Annotated in this window: 19 protein-coding genes; 10 read left to right on the plus strand and 9 right to left on the minus strand. The window is 41.2% G+C overall.

Features of this window, described 5'->3' with window-relative positions; genetic code table 11:
* Positions 1 to 37: 37 nt before the first annotated feature.
* From D0S24_RS06755 to D0S24_RS06765, 3 genes are all read right to left on the minus strand, one after another.
* Complete coding sequence (locus D0S24_RS06755) at positions 38 to 1,297, minus strand: aminotransferase class I/II-fold pyridoxal phosphate-dependent enzyme (RefSeq protein ID WP_117019083.1); 1,260 nt, start codon at positions 1,295 to 1,297, stop codon at positions 38 to 40.
* 123 nt (positions 1,298 to 1,420) lie between these two features.
* On the minus strand, positions 1,421 to 2,461 hold the full coding sequence (locus D0S24_RS06760; protein ID WP_117019084.1) for a PLP-dependent cysteine synthase family protein: 1,041 nt from the start codon (positions 2,459 to 2,461) through the stop codon (positions 1,421 to 1,423).
* Positions 2,462 to 2,543: 82 nt separating this feature from the next.
* Complete coding sequence (locus D0S24_RS06765; protein ID WP_117019085.1) at positions 2,544 to 4,604, minus strand: S9 family peptidase; 2,061 nt, start codon at positions 4,602 to 4,604, stop codon at positions 2,544 to 2,546.
* A gap of 193 nt (positions 4,605 to 4,797) precedes the next feature.
* Here D0S24_RS06765 and D0S24_RS06770 point away from each other — a divergent pair, with 193 nt between their 5' ends.
* The 3 genes from D0S24_RS06770 (at position 4,798) to D0S24_RS06780 (ending at position 6,175) form a co-directional block, all read left to right on the plus strand.
* The gene (locus D0S24_RS06770; RefSeq protein WP_117019086.1) at positions 4,798 to 5,124 is read left to right on the plus strand and encodes a YbaB/EbfC family nucleoid-associated protein; all 327 of its coding nucleotides are present in this window, start codon (positions 4,798 to 4,800) and stop codon (positions 5,122 to 5,124) included.
* A 45-nt stretch (positions 5,125 to 5,169) separates the two neighbouring features.
* Positions 5,170 to 5,628, plus strand: a complete 459-nt coding sequence (locus D0S24_RS06775; protein WP_251795735.1) for a thioredoxin family protein — start codon at positions 5,170 to 5,172, stop codon at positions 5,626 to 5,628.
* Positions 5,629 to 5,851: 223 nt separating this feature from the next.
* A complete protein-coding gene (locus tag D0S24_RS06780) occupies positions 5,852 to 6,175 on the plus strand; it encodes a YegP family protein (RefSeq protein WP_117019087.1) in 324 nt (107 codons plus the stop codon).
* On the opposite strand, the gene D0S24_RS06785 is transcribed toward D0S24_RS06780, so the two are convergent.
* Positions 6,170 to 7,192: a low specificity L-threonine aldolase gene (locus D0S24_RS06785; protein WP_117019088.1), complete on the minus strand. Its 1,023-nt coding sequence runs from the start codon at positions 7,190 to 7,192 to the stop codon at positions 6,170 to 6,172. The genes D0S24_RS06780 and D0S24_RS06785 overlap by 6 nt on opposite strands.
* 224 nt (positions 7,193 to 7,416) lie before the next feature.
* Between D0S24_RS06785 and D0S24_RS06790 the strand changes: the two genes are divergently transcribed.
* The 7 genes from D0S24_RS06790 to D0S24_RS06820 all read left to right on the plus strand — a co-directional run bounded on the left by D0S24_RS06790 (position 7,417) and on the right by D0S24_RS06820 (position 15,750).
* The gene (locus D0S24_RS06790) at positions 7,417 to 8,883 is read left to right on the plus strand and encodes a circularly permuted type 2 ATP-grasp protein (RefSeq protein ID WP_117019089.1); all 1,467 of its coding nucleotides are present in this window, start codon (positions 7,417 to 7,419) and stop codon (positions 8,881 to 8,883) included.
* A 9-nt stretch (positions 8,884 to 8,892) separates the two neighbouring features.
* Positions 8,893 to 9,840, plus strand: a complete 948-nt coding sequence (locus D0S24_RS06795; protein WP_117019090.1) for an alpha-E domain-containing protein — start codon at positions 8,893 to 8,895, stop codon at positions 9,838 to 9,840.
* Positions 9,841 to 9,882: 42 nt separating this feature from the next.
* The gene (locus tag D0S24_RS06800; protein WP_117019091.1) at positions 9,883 to 10,734 is read left to right on the plus strand and encodes a transglutaminase family protein; all 852 of its coding nucleotides are present in this window, start codon (positions 9,883 to 9,885) and stop codon (positions 10,732 to 10,734) included.
* Between the two features lie 67 nt (positions 10,735 to 10,801).
* Positions 10,802 to 11,900 (plus strand): peptide chain release factor 2 gene (prfB, locus tag D0S24_RS06805; protein ID WP_117019092.1). Its coding sequence is split into 2 segments (ribosomal slippage): positions 10,802 to 10,864 and positions 10,866 to 11,900, totalling 1,098 coding nucleotides; the frame shifts between segments, so codons are not numbered across the junction.
* Positions 11,901 to 12,014: 114 nt separating this feature from the next.
* Entirely contained in the window at positions 12,015 to 12,359 is a 345-nt protein-coding gene (gene arsC / locus D0S24_RS06810) for an arsenate reductase (glutaredoxin) (protein WP_117019093.1), read from the plus strand.
* Positions 12,360 to 12,735: 376 nt separating this feature from the next.
* Entirely contained in the window at positions 12,736 to 13,224 is a 489-nt protein-coding gene (locus D0S24_RS06815; protein ID WP_117019094.1) for a hypothetical protein, read from the plus strand.
* Between the two features lie 9 nt (positions 13,225 to 13,233).
* Positions 13,234 to 15,750: a TonB-dependent receptor domain-containing protein gene (locus tag D0S24_RS06820; RefSeq protein WP_117019095.1), complete on the plus strand. Its 2,517-nt coding sequence runs from the start codon at positions 13,234 to 13,236 to the stop codon at positions 15,748 to 15,750.
* A gap of 77 nt (positions 15,751 to 15,827) precedes the next feature.
* On the opposite strand, the gene D0S24_RS21045 is transcribed toward D0S24_RS06820, so the two are convergent.
* The 5 genes from D0S24_RS21045 to aroC all read right to left on the minus strand — a co-directional run bounded on the left by D0S24_RS21045 (position 15,828) and on the right by aroC (position 19,976).
* A complete protein-coding gene (locus tag D0S24_RS21045; RefSeq protein ID WP_093980103.1) occupies positions 15,828 to 16,001 on the minus strand; it encodes a hypothetical protein in 174 nt (57 codons plus the stop codon).
* A gap of 75 nt (positions 16,002 to 16,076) precedes the next feature.
* Entirely contained in the window at positions 16,077 to 16,292 is a 216-nt protein-coding gene (locus D0S24_RS06825; RefSeq protein ID WP_117019096.1) for a hypothetical protein, read from the minus strand.
* On the minus strand, positions 16,293 to 17,465 hold the full coding sequence (locus D0S24_RS06830) for a flavohemoglobin expression-modulating QEGLA motif protein (protein WP_117019346.1): 1,173 nt from the start codon (positions 17,463 to 17,465) through the stop codon (positions 16,293 to 16,295).
* Between the two features lie 75 nt (positions 17,466 to 17,540).
* Positions 17,541 to 18,848: a dicarboxylate/amino acid:cation symporter gene (locus tag D0S24_RS06835; RefSeq protein ID WP_117019097.1), complete on the minus strand. Its 1,308-nt coding sequence runs from the start codon at positions 18,846 to 18,848 to the stop codon at positions 17,541 to 17,543.
* A 63-nt stretch (positions 18,849 to 18,911) separates the two neighbouring features.
* Positions 18,912 to 19,976 carry a chorismate synthase gene (gene aroC / locus D0S24_RS06840; protein WP_117019098.1) on the minus strand — a complete coding sequence of 355 codons (1,065 nt, stop codon included), beginning with the start codon at positions 19,974 to 19,976 and terminating at the stop codon, positions 18,912 to 18,914.
* Positions 19,977 to 20,125: the final 149 nt, after the last annotated feature.

Raw genomic sequence — 20,125 nt, forward strand, 5'->3', positions numbered from 1 at the left:
TTAAAAAAGCTGGCTTCTTTATATAATTAAAAAAATATTATTCTCCCATCGCCGCCGCTACGGCCGCAGACAATCTTTTGTAGGTCCCGTTCTGTAATCGTTCGCGTATTACCGAGAAGGCCTCCAAAGTTTCAGATACGTCCTGCAAGGTATGCGTGGCCGTAGGGATCATTCTCAATAGAATTAGTCCTTTAGGGATTACAGGATAAACTACAATGGAACAGAAAATACCAAAATTTTCCCTCAGATCCTTGACCAACGCCATGGCTTCGGGAATACTGCCATTAAGATAAACAGGCGTAACACAGCTAGTGGTAGTCCCTATATCAAAACCCCTTTCCTTTAATCCGTTCTGCAAGGCATTTACATTCTCCCAAAGTTTGGCCTTGAGTTCCGGTTGGGTACGAAGCATATCCAACCTTTTAAGTGCTCCTTTTACATAAATCATCGGTAATGATTTGGCAAACATTTGGGACCGTAAATTGTATTTAAGATACTCAATAATCTCTTTATCCGCAGCCAAAAAAGCTCCGATACCTGCCATAGATTTGGCAAAAGTTGCAAAATAGACATCTATATCGTCCTGTATCCCTTGTTCCTCACCTGCCCCTGCCCCGGTTTTGCCCAAGGTACCAAAACCGTGTGCATCATCTACGAACAATCTGAAGTTATATTTTTTCTTCAGGGCAACGATTTCCTTAAGCTTGCCCTGTTCTCCGCGCATACCAAATACCCCTTCGGATATCACCAATATACCTCCCCCGGTCTGTTCGGCCATTTTAACGGCCCTGTCCAAGTTTTTTTCAAGACTCTCTATGTCATTGTGCTTAAAGGTAAAACGCTTGCCCATATGCAAACGTACGCCATCAATAATACAGGCATGGGAATCAACATCGTAAACAATGATATCATCCTTGGAAACCAAGGCATCAATGGCGGAAACCATTCCCTGGTAACCAAAGTTCAACAAATAGGCGGATTCCTTATTGACAAAAGCAGCCAATTCCTGTTCCAATTGTTCGTGGAAATCCGTATGTCCACTCATCATTCTTGCCCCCATAGGAAAAGCGGCACCATACTCCATGGCTGCCTCACCATCTACCTTCTTCACTTCCGGCAAGTTGGCCAATCCCAAGTAATCATTTATACTCCAGGTAATAACTTCCTTTCCTTGGAACTTCATCCTATTGGATATTGGACCTTCTAATTTTGGAAATACAAAATATCCCTCTGCTTGGGAAGCCCATTTTCCTAAAGGCCCTTTATTTTCGATAATTCTGTCAAATAAATCTCTCATCTAGCCTACATTGATTGTTACTGCAAAAATATATATTTTTAATATGCATATGCAACTTATTTAATACATAAAAAGCAACGACTTATGAACCGTTGCTTTTGTATTATAAATTTTGCATAACCCTTACTTTACAAATTCTATTTTCTGTGGTTCTTCAGCATTTTTAATGTCAAAGAAGCCTTGGTCCGCCATCCATTGATCACTGTAAATCTTGCTCATATACCTAGATCCATGATCGGGAAAAATGACCACTACATTACTGTTTTTATTAAACTCCCCCATTTCCTCCAATTGCCTTACCGCTTGCATTACGGCACCACTGGTATACCCAACGAAGAGTCCTTCCGTTCTGGATATCTCCCTGGCCGTATGGGCACTCTCTTCATCGGTAACCTTGATAAATTCATCTATTACCCTAAAATTGGTAGCAGTAGGTATTAAATTTTTACCCAGCCCTTCAATACGGTACGGATAAATTTCCTTGGTATCCAACTCACCTGTCTCGTGGTATTTCTTAAGAACCGAACCATAGGCATCCACCCCAATTACACGTATATTGGGATTTTGTTCCTTAAGATACTTGGCGGTACCTGAAATGGTGCCGCCCGTACCACTACAGGCTACCAAATGCGTAATATGCCCATTGGTCTGATTCCAAATTTCCGGTCCGGTACTTTTATAATGGGCCTCGGCGTTTAACTCGTTAAAATATTGATTGATATATATGGAACCCTCGGTTTCCTCGTGCAGTCTTTTGGCCACCTCGTAATAAGACCTTGGGTCATCGGCGCTTACGTGTGCCGGGCATACATAAACTTTTGCCCCCATAGACCTCAACATATCTATTTTATCCTTGGAAGATTTTGAACTCACCGCCAGGATACATTCATAACCTTTAATGATACTGATCATGGCAATGCTAAAACCCGTATTTCCCGAAGTAGTTTCTATTATGGTACTCCCTTTTCCCAATATTCCCCTTTTCTCTGCCTCTTCAATAATATAGAGGGCGATACGATCTTTGGAGGAATGACCGGGGTTAAAACCTTCCACCTTGGCGTAAAAATTACCCTCTAAGTTGGCGGCTATCTTATTTAGTTTTATTAATGGGGTGTTTCCTACAAGTTCCAGGAGGTTGTTATAAGCGTTGATCTTATGTTCCATAAACAGTTTCTAGGTTTAGAACTTATCGACATTTTTTAATTTATGTCAATACTGATAGGACAAAATTAGTCTTTTTTTTTGATTATCGAATTTTATGCTCCAAATCTAACAAAAATGCATATTCCTTGGCCACTTCCCTTAAGGATTCAAATCGGCCCGAAGCACCGCCATGACCTGCATCCATATTAATATTGAACAACAATAAATTATTGTCCATTTTATACTCCCTAAGTTTTGCAACCCATTTGGCAGGTTCAAAATATTGTACTTGGGAATCGTGAAATCCTGTAATGACCAGCATATGGGGCTGCAATTGTCGGGAGACATTGTCATATGGCGAATAGGATTTCATATAGTCATAGTATTCCTTCTCGTTTGGATTGCCCCATTCATCATATTCCCCTGTGGTAAGGGGAATGGTGTCGTCCAACATGGTAGTAAGCACATCCACAAAGGGCACAGCGGCTATTACCCCATGGTATATCTCCGGGCACAGATTTACTATGGCCCCCATTAAAAGTCCCCCCGCGGAACCTCCCGAAGCGTAAAGATGTTCCGCACTTGTATATTTTCTTTCAATTAAGTATTTGGAACAATCTATAAAATCGGTAAACGTATTCATCTTATTCAACAATCGTCCTTCCTCATACCATTTACGTCCCAAATATTCCCCACCCCTTACATGGGCTATGGCGTACACAAAACCTCTGTCCAACAGACTGAGGCGTACGGTGGAAAAATAAGGATCTATAGTATGCCCGTAGGAGCCATAGCCGTATTGCAAGAGCGGACAGGAACCGTCCAATTTGGTGTTCTTGTGATAGACCAAGGAAATAGGAATTTTATTGCCATCCCTAGCCGGTGCCCAAATTCGTTCGGATACATAGTTTTCTTTCTCGAATTTTCCACCCAGTACCTCTTGTTCCTTTTTTATAACTTTTTCCTTGGTCCCCATATTAAAATCGATGATGGAACTGGGGGTCGTCATGGAGTTATAACCATATCTGAGAATTTGGGTGTCAAAATCCGGATTGGTCCCCACATAGGCCGTATAGGTTTCATTGTCAAAGGGCAGGTAATAGCTTTCCCCTGTATCCCATCTCACAATTTTTAGCTTATTTAAACCATTCTCGCGCTCGGATAAGACATAGTACTCATTGAACATTTCAATATCCTCTAACAATACTTCTTCCCTGTGGGGAATAAAGTCTACCCAATGTTCGGATTCGGTTTGGTCTTCTGGGGTGGTCATCAATTTAAAATTGGTGGCGCCCTCCATATTGGTAAGTATATAAAAATTGTCCTCGTAGTGGGTCAGGGAGTACTCCATGCCCCTAATTCTTTTAGAAAACACGTGAAACTTCCCTTTAGGGTCATCCGCCCTTAGAATTTGAAATTCGGTGGTCAATGTACTGGAAGAGCCTATGACAATAAACTCCTTGGATTTAGTTTTATACACAAAGGTGGTAAAGGTTTCATCCTCCTCATGAAAAACCAGTTCATCTTCCTCGGGAGCTGTCCCCAATACATGCCTATAAACATTATTGGACCTGAGTGTAACAGGATCTTTTTTGGTATAAAATAAGGTCTTATTATCATTGGCCCAAACAGCGCTTCCGGTAGTGTTCTCTATTTTATCGGCATATATTTCATGGGTGCCCAAATTTTTTATTTGCAGGGTATATTGCCGACGGGAAACCGTATCCACCCCAAAGGCCGCTAGTTCGTTATTAGGACTTATGGACAGGCCCCCTAAGTTAAAATAATCGAACCCCTCCGCCATAATATTGCAATTGAACATTATTTCCTCCTCCGCATCCTCTTTTTCGAACCTTCTGGTAAATATGGGATACTCCTTGCCCACCTCATATCTGGTAGCATACCAATAACCGTTAAACTTGTAGGGTACGGAAGAATCATCTTCCCTTATCCTGGATTTCATCTCTTGAAACAAGCTCTCCCTAAGCTCCAAGGTATGGGACGTCATATCCTCGAAGTAGGCATTTTCCCGTCCCAAATAAGCTATCACCTCAGGGTTTTCCCTTTCGTTCAGCCAATAGTAATCATCTATCCTTACATCATTGTGCTTTATTAATTGCTTCCCAATTTTTTTTGCACTTGGTGCTTTCAATTCCCGCTGCATGCTTGTAGTATAAATTATAAGAAACCGCAAAAATAATATTTAAATGCAACCTACCTGATTAAATTATATGGTTTATCCAATTATTATATTTTACCAAACTGCAGGGTATCCCTATGAATAACGGTCACCTTAATTTCAATATATCCCGATCAATTTAGTAATTTTGAACAAAGAACTTATTAAATCTAAAATTATGTTTGGAGATATGATGGGCATGTTGGGAAAACTGAAGGAAACCCAAGAAAAGGTAAAGGCCGCCAAAGAAAGAATGGATACCATAATACTGGAGGAGCATTCTCCGGAGCATTTGCTCAAAGTGAGCATAACTGCCAATAGAACCATTAAATCGATTACTATAGATGATCGTCTTCTGCAGGACAGGGAACAGCTGGAAGATTATTTGATCCTCACCCTCAATAAAGCTATAGAAAAGGCCACCACCATTAATGAGAATGAATTGGCCGCGGTTGCCAGGGAAGGAATGCCCAACATTCCCGGTATGGATTCGTTTTTGAAATAAATTTCGATAAGTCTATTAAGGCCCTATTAAATATAAGCTGCACCAATGAAAAAAAATTTCCTGCTACTACTTTTTCCAATTCTGATGAATGCACAATTGCATAATGCCGATATCAACGGAACCGATTGGCATACGAATTATGGCAGGGCCCTGGAAGCTGCCAAAAAAAGCAATGCCAATATTCTCATGTATTTTACCGGCAGTGATTGGTGCTCTCCCTGCAAGGCTTTAAAAAAAGACCTGTTCAATACCGATCGATTCAAAGAAGTGGCAAAAGACTATGTACTCCTATATGTAGATCTCCCAAGAAAGAAAGAACTTCTTAGTGCCGAGGAAATGCAACATAACAAGGCCTTATTATCACAATGGAACAAAAAGGGCATTTTTCCACTTATAAGCTTGGTCGGTACCGACGAAAAAGAAGTGGCTTCCATGTCCGGTTATGGTTCCAAGGTAGATGTGGAAAAGTATATGGATTTTCTTCGGAAAAACAGAAAAATGTAATTTAAATCCCAAGGATAGGGCACTAACTTACAATTACCAAAACTTAATACAGGGTTCCAGTATCGTATCGCGCTGTGCCAGCTCCCCAAAGGGAGCCAACATTGCAAGGTCTTGGACCCTTATAAGGACCCTGTACGATTAAGCCTAAATTTACCCGGATAAAATTGTTAAAATTAAAGATTCACATTTTTTTGTGTAACTTTAAAAAAAGTTGCCCTGGGCCATGCTAAAAATAAAAAAGGAATCGGATACTACATTTACCTTTAGTCTGCAATCGGAAAGTGGACAGGCACTTCTGAACAGTATCCCCTTTAGCAACAGGGAGGAGATAAACAAGACCATTGCCAATCTTAAGGTGCTCATTGGACAATCCTGGGTCTTTGAACGCAAGACCGACTATAACGGTAAATTTCTATTTACCCTTAAGAACAGTGAAGGTAAAATTCTGGGCAACTCCATGCTTTACAGTTCGGAGGCCGGAATGGAAAATGGTATAAAAAACCTTAAAACCAGTATCTCCTTGTTACCTGATGCCATTGACCTATAATTTTGAAAGTATTTCCAAAAAAGCCCCATGCTTTTCATTGGTGTAATCCATATGGGTTACTATACGCAGCTTATTTTGGCCCATCCCGATGATTTGAACATTCCTTTTGTTCAATCTGTCCAAGAAATCATCAGGTGACATCCGGTTTTCGTCCATTTCAAAAATAACAATATTGGTTTCCGTAGGTTCCACCTTTTTAATATAGGGCAAGCCGCTTAGCAATACACTTATTTCCCTGGCCTTTTTATGGTCTTCCGCCAACCTTTCCCTGTTGTTTTCCAAGGCATAAATTCCGGCGGCCGCAAGGTAACCTGCCTGTCTCATCCCACCTCCAAGAACCTTCCTTATCCTAAGCGCTTTCTTAATATGCTCCTTCTCCCCCAACAGGACCGAACCTATGGGACATCCCAACCCCTTACTTAAACAAACACTTATGGTATGGAACAATGCCCCATAATCCAAGGCCGATTCATTTTTGGCTATTAGCGCATTCCAAAGTCGCGCTCCATCCAAATGGTATTTTAGATTATTGTCGTCACAAACCTTTTTAATGGACCTTAATTCCTCAAGATCCCAACATGCCCCTCCGCCCTTATTGGTCGTGTTTTCAATGCAGACCAGGGAGGTTAATGGACTATGATGAAAGTCGGGCGGATTTATTGATTCCTCCACTTGTGCAGCCGTCATCATTCCCCTATGGCCATCTACAAGTCTACAGGAGACACCGCTGTTAAAACTTACCCCTCCCCCTTCATAATTATAAACATGGGCGTACTTATCGCAAATCAATTGTTCTCCGGGTTGGGTATGTAATTTGATGGCTGTTTGATTGGCCATGGTACCACTAGGAAAAAACAGGGCGGCTTCCATTCCGAACAAATTTGCCATCATTTCTTCCAGTCTGTTCACCGTAGGATCATTTTTAAAAACATCATCGCCCACTTTGGCACGCATCATGGCATGCAACATTCCTGGAGTAGGTTGTGTAACGGTATCGCTAATAAGATTTATCTGCATACGGAATAAAAGTTATAATAAAAACGGACGGTTTTGATATACCCAGTTACCAAATTTATGCAAAACGAACATAATATTTCCAAGAAGGAAAATTTACGCTCCCAATAAATAGCATTCGATAATATTCTCCTTTGCTTTTTCAAAAAAAGATAATTCTCATGACAAATTAAATCTATAATTCCCTATAGTGCTACAAATGAGCTATCTTCAAAGAAAATAGGCGTATGAACTCGGACGCAAACAAAACCATATTTTCTTCCTACAACAAAAATGTGCAACTTTTTGATGAAGTCTTTGATTCCAATGGAGTTGCCAAAAACGTATATCAAAAATTATTGGAATTGTACGGGAATCATTCCATACAGGATTATGTACAATTGAACAACAAGGCAAAAGCCTCATTTTTCAATCAAGGGATCACTTTTCAGGTCTATGACAATAAAATGACCCAAGAAAAAATTTTCCCTTTTGATCTATTTCCCAGGATTATAGACGAGGGGGAATGGGAAATCATTGAAAAGGGCGCCATCCAGCGCAGCAAGGCCTTGAACCTGTTTTTGTGGGATATATATCATGATAAAAAAATAATCAAGGATGGGATAGTCCCATTAGACCTTATAAGCTCTTCTGCCAACTATTTACATCAAATGATAGGTGTGGATCCGCCCGGAGGCATTTACAACCACATATCGGGCACCGATATCATTAAACACTCCGATGGCAACTATTATGTGCTTGAGGACAACATTAGATGTCCCTCCGGAGTAAGCTATGTTATTTGTAATCGCACCGCTTTAAAAAGGGCTCTTTTTGGGGTTTTCAACCACTACAAAACCCATTCGGTTACCAATTACGCCGAAAACCTATTGGAGATTCTGGAAAGCGTAAAGCCAAAAGGCGTGGATATTCCAAATTGCGTGGTACTGACCCCAGGAATGCACAATTCTGCCTTTTACGAACATTCCTATCTTGCAAAGGCAATGGGTGTAGAATTAGTGGAAGGCAGGGATTTGTTCGTTGAGAACGATTTTGTATATATGAAGACTATTCGTGGTCCTATAAAAGTTGATGTAATTTACCGTCGGGTAGATGATCTGTTCATAGATCCATTGGAGTTCAAACCCGAATCTGCACTCGGGGTACCCGGTCTTTTCGCTGCCTATAGAAAAGGTAATATTTGCCTGGCCAATGCACCCGGAACGGGTGTGGCCGATGATAAGGCCATATACACCTATATGCCACAGATCATTAAATATTATTTGGACGAGACCCCAATACTGAACAATGTCCATACGTACCACTGCAGCAGGCCGGACGAGCTGAACTATGTTTTGGAGCATATACATGAACTGGTGATAAAACCTGTGGACGAAGCAGGTGGTTATGGCATTTCCATTGGCAACCGACTCACCAAAAACGAAATAAAGGTAGTGCAGCAGGAGATTAAACAAAACCCAAGAAAATATATTGCGCAACCCATCATGTCCTTATCCGTGCATCCCACATATATAGACGACAGTGAATCTTTTGAACAACGGCATATAGACCTCAGAACCTTTACCCTATTAGGTAATGAAAAGGAATTTGTCCTTAAGGGAGGCCTCTCCAGGGTAGCGCTAAAAAGAGGGAACCTAATTGTAAATTCCTCACAGGGAGGAGGGTCCAAGGATACCTGGGTATTAAAAAAATAAATCAATCCTATGTTAGCAAGAGTCGCCAATAATCTTTTTTGGATGGGGCGCTACATTGAACGTGCCGAACATGTAGCCAGATATCTGAACGTAAATTACTTCTCGTCCTTGGATGCACCCAACGAGTTGTCCCAGTCCAGACAGTTTGTACTTAGATCCATGATGTTCTTAGTAGGGGAACCCATAGGGGACGATTCCATTGAACTAAAGGAGGAAGACATCCTTTACAATATTGGTCTCAACCCGCTCCAACCCTATTCTGTCATCAACAATGTAAAAAGTGCCAGGGAGAATGCCAATAGTGCCAGAGACCTTATATCTACGGAACTATATGAATCCATCAACAAATTCTATCATTTTGTGATCAATTATTCGGTAGCGGATTTTACTAAAAAAGGGTTGTACGATTTTACCGTAAATGTCACTGAAATGACGGCTATCTTAAGGGGTAAGATTCGGGGCACCCTTTTGCACGATGAGGTATACGCCATAATCATGCTTGGAATAAATCTGGAAAGGGCCACCCAGGTAATCCGCATCATTAATGCCAAATACAACGATGCCGTAAAGGCCAAAGGCAGTTATGGAGACCAAATAGGACATAGTTTTGAATGGATCACATTGCTCAAATGTGTGGAATCCTATGATATGATGCGAAGGTATTATAAAAAAACACCAACGAGTATCTCAACCTTGGAATTTTTGATATTGAATCCAGATTGCCCCAGATCGGTCATTAACAGTATCAACCAGGTCCACAAGCATATCAGGGTTTTGGATGAATCCAAAACTCCTAACAAAAATTCCACAGCCTTTTTAATAAGCAAGGTTAAAGGGGAGTATGATTATAAATTTGCAGAGGAAATTGAAGAGGACATTCAAGGGTTCATTGAAAAAATTCTCAATAATCTGGTACAGATCAGCCTTAAAATGGAAAATGAATTTTTTAACTATTGATATAAAATCAATGCCCTACATTTGTCTTAAGAACTACTTGAAATGTCTTTTGAATATTCCATTACCTATATTGCCGACAATGAGTACGAAAATCCGGTAGAAAATGCTTCTTGGCAATTTCTAATTGTACCGGAAAATAATGATACACAAGAATTGATACGTGTAGACATTAATAATTCATTGGGTGTCAAAAACGAGTTTTCGGAAAACGGTTATGGTTTTCGGACGATTAGGATCAATACCCAGGAGAATTTCCAAAAATTAAATTTCAAGGCCACTTTTATACTAAAAAAAATAAACCACAATCCCTTCAGGGAGGTGCCCGTCTTCAATATTCCCAGTAATTATGAACTTGTTCAAAGTTTGGGTTTCAGAGTAGATTTTGAACCCTTTTTGGGCCAAAGCAAATTCACCACTTTGCCCCAAAGTTCTAATAACCTTTTTGTTCTGGATCCTACCCAAAGTATATTCGATAATCTTCAAAAATTAAATTTATGGGTCTACCGGTTCATAAAATTCACTACCGGAGTAACCCATGTCAATACCCTCTTGGATGAAATAATTGAAAATCCAAAAGGGGTATGTCAGGATTTTACACATTTATTCTGTGCCTTGGCCAGGAGCAATAGGATTCCGGCCCGCTATGTTTCGGGGTATCTACACCAGGGAAACGGGTACTTTGGAGACTCGCAGATGCATGCTTGGGCAGAGGCATATGTCCCCCAGATGGGGTGGGTAGGCTTTGACCCTACCAACAATTTATTGGCAGATGACAACCACATAAAAGTAGCCCATGGCAAGGACTTTAATGACTGTTCCCCTCTAAAAGGGGTGGTTTACTCACGTGGGGCCAATAAGACCTCCCATTCCGTGGAAGTACGTTCCCAACAATAAATAACATTTGCCATTTGGTCCAGAATCAAAGAAAAGAATCCTATTTTTGGCAAAAATATAATAGCATATGATAACTACGGACCATTATAAGAGTCTCATTGATCGCCTTGGTGCGTTAAGGAGGTATCTTTGACATAGATGCCAAGCTTGTAGAAATAGAAAACGAGGAAGAAAAGACCTTGGCCCCTGATTTTTGGAACCATCCCCAAGAGGCTCAAGAGCAGATGAAGTTAATTCAGTCCAAGAAACAATGGGTGGACGACTTTAACAATGCAAAAAGCCTAGTAGCGGATCTTGAGATTTTCCTAGAATTTCAGAAAGAGGGTGAAATGTCCGAGGCCGAGGTTGAAGGCCATTACGATAGGACCATTGAAGCCTTGGAGAAATTGGAATTCAAGAACATGCTCTCTGCTGAAGGGGATGAACTTACGGCCGTACTCCAAATTACGGCTGGTGCCGGTGGTACCGAAAGCTGTGATTGGGCATCCATGCTCATGAGGATGTACATGATGTGGAGCGAAAAAAATGGCTATAAGGTAAAAGAGCTCAATTATCAGGACGGGGATGTTGCAGGGATAAAAACCGTAACCTTGGAAATTGAGGGAGATTATAGCTTTGGATGGCTCAAGGGAGAGAACGGGGTACACAGGCTGGTACGTATTTCCCCATTCGACAGTAATGCCAAGCGGCATACCTCCTTTGCCTCCGTTTACGTGTACCCTTTGGTGGACGACAGTATCGAAATCGATATAAATCCGGCAGATGTGGAGATTACCACTGCCAGATCTAGTGGAGCCGGGGGACAGAATGTCAACAAAGTGGAAACCAAGGTACAATTGACCCACAAACCCTCTGGAATTCAGATTTCTTGTTCGGACTCAAGATCACAACACGATAATAGGGCAACCGCCTTAAAAATGCTCAAATCCCAATTATACGAAATTGAATTGCGGAAGAAAATGGAAGCCAGGCAGGAAATCGAGTCCTCAAAAATGAAAATTGAATGGGGATCACAGATCAGAAATTATGTAATGCACCCCTACAAATTAGTGAAGGACGTGCGTACGGGTGAAGAAACGGGCAACGTTGAGGCGGTAATGGACGGCAATATTGATCAATTCCTAAAGGCCTATCTTATGATGATGGGGCAAAAAGAAGAAAGTTGATCCATGCCCTCCCGCTACCATCTGTTAAATTGATATGGGCAAAGGCCTTAAAGTTCCTTGTTCCCTACAGGAGATAGCAAGCTTTTTAATCCTAAAACGTAAAAACGAAGCATTATGATTAAAATATATCACAACCCCAGATGTGGAAAGTCCAGGGAAGGATTGGCCATTCTGGAAAATTCGGGAAACGACTTTGAAATCATCAAATATCTGGAGAAGGTGCCAACCAAAAAAGAATTGGCGGGCATTTTAAAAATTTTAGGGTTATCCCCTATAGAGTTGGTGCGAACCAACGAAACCATTTGGAAAGAGAAGTACAAAGGAAAATCCATGATGGACGATGAAATAATAACTGCCATGATAACTTTTCCCAAACTTATAGAGCGCCCCATTGTTATTATGGACAATCTGGGGGTGGTCGGAAGACCTCCCGAGAAAATAAAGGATCTTTTAAATTAATGTGAGTTCGAGATATGTTTTATTTAAGATCCGTTGTTTATGTAATACCTGTCCGGTGGGGCGGACTGTAGCAATTTTTTAATTTACACCAAATCAATGTCTTGCAATAATTTTTATGTCGAACTCACGTTAAATTAGTATCCCCATAGAACACTTTAAAGCATAATGGAACGGGGGGTCGAGCCTAGAAGCACCTGCCTGCGGCAGGTAGGTTCAAATCCCATTTAGCGGTAAAAGAATCATTAATTACATCAGCTGCCCAATTCACCAAGTGCCTCAAAACGGTACAGTTCTTGAGCTATTCATTTTAACAAACATTTAACCCTTAAGGGTTAAACCATCTATTAATTTTGGAATCCAATTAACCCATAACATTATGAAAACCGACAAGAGATTATTTTTTAGTGTTTTATTTACTGTATTATCCTTTCCTTTTTTAAGTGCCCAATATGGCTACGGAAATGGGTATGGTTATGGATACGGTGGCTATGGAGGGTACGGTAGACAGAGAAACAGTATCCCACAAGCACAGGAAACTCCAAAGGAGCCGGAAAAATTAACGGCAGAGCAAATTGTGGATCAGGAAATGCCGGGAATAACCGAAAAATTGGGTTTAAATCCGTTTGAGGAGGCCATTTTGAGCACCACCTTAAAAAAGTACCTCCAAGAAAGAATTGAATTACAGATATTGGATTTACCTCAGGATAAAATGAGGGAAAGTTATGAGAAAATTACCCAAAAACAGGACGAAGAACTTAAGGCAGGACTCCCTGCCGACAAATATGAGGCCTTTGTAGAACTACAGAAAAACGGTTTTAAAAAGGTGAAGGAAAAAAAGAAGAAAAAAAAGAAGAATAAATCCTAAAAATTGCACATGAACAAACTACTCCCAGTTACACTATTTCTAATCTCTTTAATAGGGTACACCCAAGGGGCCCAAGGCCCGCAAGAACCCATAAAAATAACTGGGACCGTTTTGGACCAAGAAACAGACCAACCTTTGGAATATGCCACGTTAGTACTGCATAGTGTCAGTAACCCGGAAAAAGTTACTGGTGGGATTACCGATGCCAAAGGGCAATTTGAAGTGGAGGCGGCTCCCGGAAACTATAACATTAGTGTAGAATATATCTCCTATAAATCCTACAAATTAAATAATCAAAATCTTAGTTCCGCCACTGATCTGGGGGTAATCCGGCTTTCCTTGGATGTAGGCCAGTTGGCCGAAGTGGAAGTAGTGGGAGAGCGAACTACTGTAGAACTTAGACTAGATAAAAAAGTATATAACGTTGGATCGGATCTCACCGTAAAAGGTGGCTCGGTAACCGATGTACTGAGCAACGTACCTTCGGTTTCCGTGGATGTAGAAGGCAATATTAGCCTGAGGGGAAACGAAAGTGTTAGAATCCTAATCAATGGCAAACCTTCCGCCCTTTCCGGTCTGAGCCCTGAAGCACTCCAACAATTACCTTCCGATGCCATTGAAAAAGTAGAGGTCATCACCAATCCTTCCGCAAGATACGATGCAGAGGGTACGGCAGGAATATTAAATATCATACTCAAGCAGGGCAAAACAGCCGGCCTTAACGGATCGATCAACCTGTACGCGGGACATCCCGAAACGTATGGAGGTTCTGCAAGCCTAAACTTAAGACGTGACAGGTTCAATATTTTCACCAACACTACCTACCGTTACAGAAGTGGTCCGGGAAACGCCCTTTTTAATCAAGAAAATTTTGATGCCAATGGCAACACTTTAAGCTTTCAAGATGAAATCAGGGACTATCAAAGAAACGATAAAAGCTTTAATACCAATATAGGTTTTGAACTTTTCTTGGACAAGGACAATACCAGTAGTATTACCAATTCCTTTGTTTTTGGAAAATCTAACGGGGACAATACGGTAAATGTTGATTTTTTCAATTTTGATGCCGATAGGAACCCTACCATCCAAAGAAACCGGTTTACGTTGGAGGACGAATTTGAAGAAGAAGTCCAATATTCCTTGAACTATCAAAAGAAATTCGAAAAAGAGGGACATATGCTAACCTTCGATTACCAATACTCCAAAGGATTGGATAATGAAAGTTCTATCATCGAGGAGGTAATCCTAGGGGACAATATTGCCTTGGATACGGAAAGGACAATAGATGACCAAACCCAAATATCGCAATTGGTGCAAATGGATTATGTGTTACCCTTTGGTAAGGATGACCAATCTCAATTCGAAATGGGCTATCGCGGAACCTTTAACAACAACAACACCGATTTTGATTTTGGCGTACAGCAGCAAGACGGAAATTTCAACAGTGACCCCAACTTTAGCAATGAGCTAAATTACAAGGAATACGTAAATGCCGCCTATATGCAATTAGGGTCCAAGTTTGATAAATTCAGTATTCTTGGTGGCTTAAGAATGGAGGCTTCCGATATCGCCATTGAACTTGTCAACACCAACGAACTTACCAACAAGGATTATGTAAATTGGTTTCCTTCCATATTTTTAGGGTATGAATTTACCGAAAAGGAACAGCTTACCTTAAGCTACAGTAAAAGACTAAGACGTCCTTGGTCCAGATTTATCAATCCCTTTCCGTCCCGATCCAGTAATACCAATCTTTTTCAGGGAAATCCGGATCTTGACCCTACTTTTACGGATGCCTATGATTTGGGATACCTAAAAAGATGGGATAAATTTACGTTTACCACTTCCGGATATTTTAATCGGTCTACAGGAGTTTTTCAATTTGTATCCAGGGAGACGGGAGATTTTGTTACCATTGAAAATCCGGAAGACCCGCAAAATCCTATAATTGTACCCGTACAGGTACGTAGTCCCATAAACTTGGCCACTGAAGATCGTTATGGTATGGAATTTACAACCACCTATACCCCAAAAAAGGATTGGAGATTAACATGGAACGTAAATGCCTTTCAGAGAGATCTAAAAGGAAACTATACGTATATAAACAGTCAAAATGTGGAGATAGTTCAAAATTTTGACGCCAATAATTTTTCGTGGTTTACCAGATTCAGTTCCAAACTACCTTTGCCGGGAAAAATTGACCTCCAGGCCAACTTCTTCTATATGGGCGCTTCCAGGGATGCACAGAACACCAATAAAGGAATGTTGAGTTCCGACCTTGCCCTGAGCAAGGATATCTTAAAGGATAAAGGTTCCCTAACATTGAACGTTGGCGATATATTCAACTCCAGAATACGTAAAAGTGAGACCAGAACGGAAAATGTACTTACTTACAGTGAATTTCAATGGAGGGAGAGGCAGATTACCTTATCGCTTCAATACCGGTTCAACCAACCCCAAAATCAAAAGGGTGAAAACAGGGAAGGCAGAAGTGGCGGAGGAGAGGATATGGACTTTGAAGGATAAAAGTTTTTACCCCATAAATAAAAAGGGAGCTTCCGATCGGAGGCTCCCTTTTTATTTAATAATATATCGTCTTATGCTTATTGGTTGCGCTTCGCTTTTTTAGCTTCGCGCTTTTCTTTTAATATTTCCAAAATAGAACCTCCTATCCAATAGGGAATAACAAAAGTCAACAAAAAAATCATCAACCAAAACCCAATGGTCAAGATGGTCAAAAATGCTAAAAACCCTAAATATTGGTCAAAATCGAACATGATCACTATGTTTTTTAATGGAAGTACAAAGATATCAAAATCTAAGTTATTATTCCAAGGGCCAATTAAAATAATTTAACTTAATACACAAACAACTTTGGCTATGGTCCCCATAGGGAAGGTTTGGGCAGTATGCTGTAGGCAGTAAACAGTAATCAGTGAAATATTTTTTTTTTGCCGACTGTAAACTGCCACTGCCAACTGTGGATATCCAAAAGTCTTAGCAACCAATCCCGATAAGCCTCCATCAAGAGCAGGCCTGCCGGCAAAGGCAGACGTATAGCCTTTCATTTATTTCAGGTTGTCCAATATAAAATCCAGGGTACTGTTTTTATTGCAATTCTGTTGAAATGCCATATTGTAATGTGTTATGTCATTGGCCAATCCCAAGTCCTTAAAACGGTTTATAGTGGCTTCGGACTCCATGGTAACCTTACCTGTCAATAAAGAATCCATGGACAGGCCGGCCCTATGTCTTTTATAAATCTTTTTCAATCCACTTAAATACAGGCGGTCCTTGGTAAATCCGCCGCCCCGGTGGACCCGCATGGTTATGGTAAAGGCTTTATTGCGGTCCAGTTTGTACTGCCCGTGCAGCATATCGAAAGTATCGGAAAAACCATATCCTTTTATCAAACTATCGGAGGCCAGGACCCTGTAGGCCAACTCCTTTAATCTCCTTAAAGTTAGGGCCCCGCTCATATATTCGCTGAATACCGCCAGACCTTCCTGGGTTTCCACATTCTTTGGAAAGCCGTTGGAAAAAACTTTTAGGGGTTGTAGCATACCGTTATAAGTGGTTACCAAATGTACCCCGATCTCATGATTGGCCAAAGTAAGCAATTGGTTCCTGCTAAAAATGGTATTTTTCTTAATTAGAAGGGATTGGGTATTGTTGCTCACCATGGCCTCTGCGGCGATACTATTGGAAAAGGAAATATTTAGAGGAAAATTGTACTGCTGTACAAACTCTTCAAAATACACCTTGGCGTCTTCCGGAGTATATATCTTTTCCATATCCCCGGTATCCGGTTCATCGGCCAAATGCAGAATAAACCTGGCATTTTGAACATCTTTCTCCGTGGGGGTGCCGTACACCCTAAGCGAATTGTAATAGAACTTTTTGTGCTGTCCAATAGTCTCTATACACTGTATCATATTGGCGTAGTAATACACCACTTCCTGATAAAATTTCATTATCTGTTCATCCTTTATTCGCTCCAAGCGCTGTGAAAAGAATAACCGGTTTAGTTTATAAGGATCAAATTGTAGCTTTTTATACTTAAAAACAGGTTCCTCCAGGTACTTGGATGAAAAAAACCGATGCTTTTCCTTTTCAATATTTAAAGGATTCAGATAGGTAAGCAATTCAATTTTTTTTACCAGCCTGTCCAGGTTGGCATCTATTGCAAATACATTGGGAAACTGTTGGATAATTTCCTGCTGTCTTCTTTCTTTGATCATATCCATATTTGTAATACCCTACTGCTACCTAACAATCCCAATTGCCGGCACTTCCTGAAATTAAAGTACAATGAATTATTTGGACGACTTATAATGATCTCCCCATTCCTTGACCTTGGGCTCCCCCAATTTGTCCACAGACTTTGCCACCATCATGGATACCGCAGCATCCCCAGTAACATTTACTACCGTTCTACACATATCCAAGGGCCTATCAACGGCAAAGATGAGTGCCAGTCCGGCTTCCGGAATTCCGGCCTGTGCCAGAACAATAACCAGCATCACCATGCCTGCTCCCGGTACAGCGGCACTACCTATGGAAGCCAATGTAGCCGTTACAATGATTCCCAATTGTGCCCCCAAACTAAGATCCATTCCAAAAGCTTGGGCAATAAATACCGCTGCGACCGCTTGATAAAGACTGGTACCGTCCATATTTATAGTGGCCCCAATGGGCAACACAAAACTGGCCACCTCCTCCTCTACCCCTAAATGCTCCTCTACCCGTTCCATGGTCACAGGAAGTGTGGCCGCACTGGAGCTGGTAGAAAATGCCAGTAATTGGGCAGGGGAAATTCCGTTGATAAAAAATGATGGTCTGCGTTTGGTAAAAACCCATACAAGTAAAATATAGACCCCTATCATTAACAGTAAACCTAATAATACACTTATTGAATACCATCCAAGGGCCTTAAAAAGATCCAAACTGGGAGATTCCACTACCAATGCGGCCAATAATGCAAAAACACCGTAGGGAGCGGTCAACATAATTAAATCTATCAACTTGAGAATTACCTCATTGAAGCCATCAAAAAATTTCTTGACCGGATCGGCCTGCTCTGCTGGAATCAAAATTAAGCCTATTCCAAAAAAGATGGCAAAAAAGATGACCTGTAACATGTTACCATTATCACTGGCCGCGTTAAAAATATTGCTGGGTACCAAATCTTCCAAGGCCTGTAACGGACCGGACTCTTTTTGTTCATTGGCCTGGGATATTGTGGAATCGGCATCACCCTTATAATTTTCCACCAATTCGTTCCTTGTCTCTTCGGAAATAGAGGATCCGGGCTTTATTATGTTCACTATCGCAAGTCCGATAGAAACGGCCAGTACGGTAGTTATTAGATAAATACCAATGGTCCTCCCCCCCATTTTTGAAAGTTTGGAAATATCCTTTAGATCGGAAACTCCCTTGATCAAGGAAGCCAATATCAATGGAACCGCTATTAGCTTTAAGGAATTGATAAAGATATTCCCAAAGGGTTTGATCCAATCGGAGACCATTTTGGGGCCCCAATCGAACTGTACCATGGCCAGCGCAAAAAGAACGCCGCCCAACATTCCCAAAATAATCTGCCAATGCAATTCCAACTTCCTCATAATAACAATGAATTTGATTGGAAAGATAGCATTTTGTGGTACAAAGCACCAAAAAATATAACGCTATAATTTAACGGTCCTGTTCAGCAAAGTAAAATCTGCCATGACCAAAGCGGCCATTGCCTCTACAATGGGTACCGCCCTGGGCACTACACAGGGATCGTGCCTGCCCTTGCCCTGGGTGCTTACTTTATTCCCTTCCCTATCTATGGTATCATAAGCCTGGATAACGGTAGCAACAGGCTTAAAGGCAATATTGAAATAGATATCCATTCCGTTGCTTATCCCGCCTTGAATACCGCCACTGTGATTGGTCTTGGTGGTACCATCGGTATTAAACTGATCGTTATGCGCACTTCCCTTCATCTTTACCCCTTCAAAACCGCTACCGTACTCAAAACCTTTAACGGCGTTAATGGAAAGCATGGCTTTCCCCAGTTCTGCATGTAACTTATCAAAGACCGGTTCCCCCAAGCCAATGGGTACATTTTGGATAACACAGGTAATTATTCCACCTATGGTGTCGCCCTCCTTTTTTATCTTTTTAATATAGGTTTCCATTTTAGCCGCAGTAGCGGTATCAGGACATCGTACCGGGTTGGATTCTATAAGGGAAAAATCCAGTTCCCGATAACTTTTGTTAAGTGAGAGCTCCCCCACTTGCGAAACGTAGGCGTTTATTTTCATATCGCCCAGGAATTGTTTGGCAATGGCACCTGCAACTACCCTACTGGCCGTTTCCCTGGCCGAACTTCTACCTCCTCCGCGATAATCCCGAAAACCGTATTTTTTGTCGTATACATAATCGGCATGCGAAGGTCTGTAGGAATCCTTTATATGTGAATAATCATGCGACTTCTGATTGGTATTGTGTATGGCAAACCCTATAGGCGTCCCGGTGGTCTTCCCTTCAAAAATCCCGGAGTAAAACTCCACGGTATCCGGTTCCTTGCGTTGGGTCACAATGGCCGACTGACCGGGTTTACGCCTGTCCAGATCTTTCTGAACGGCCTCCACATTCAATTCAATTCCTGCCGGGCAACCCTCCAGTACGCCACCGATGGCAACACCGTGCGATTCTCCAAATGTGGATAATTTAAAAAGGGTTCCAAAAGTGTTTCCTGCCATATGTGTAAATCTAAGGTTGTGGTTAAGAACTGGCCTTAATGGCCGTATCAGCTCAAAGATCCAAAGGTAAATCTTAAAACAGAGATACGAAAATAGAAATCCTGCTTATATCACATTAAAACAGAAGTGGACCCACTTAATGTAAACTT

This window comes from Arenibacter sp. P308M17, assembly GCF_003426735.1.
Classification (GTDB): domain Bacteria; phylum Bacteroidota; class Bacteroidia; order Flavobacteriales; family Flavobacteriaceae; genus Arenibacter.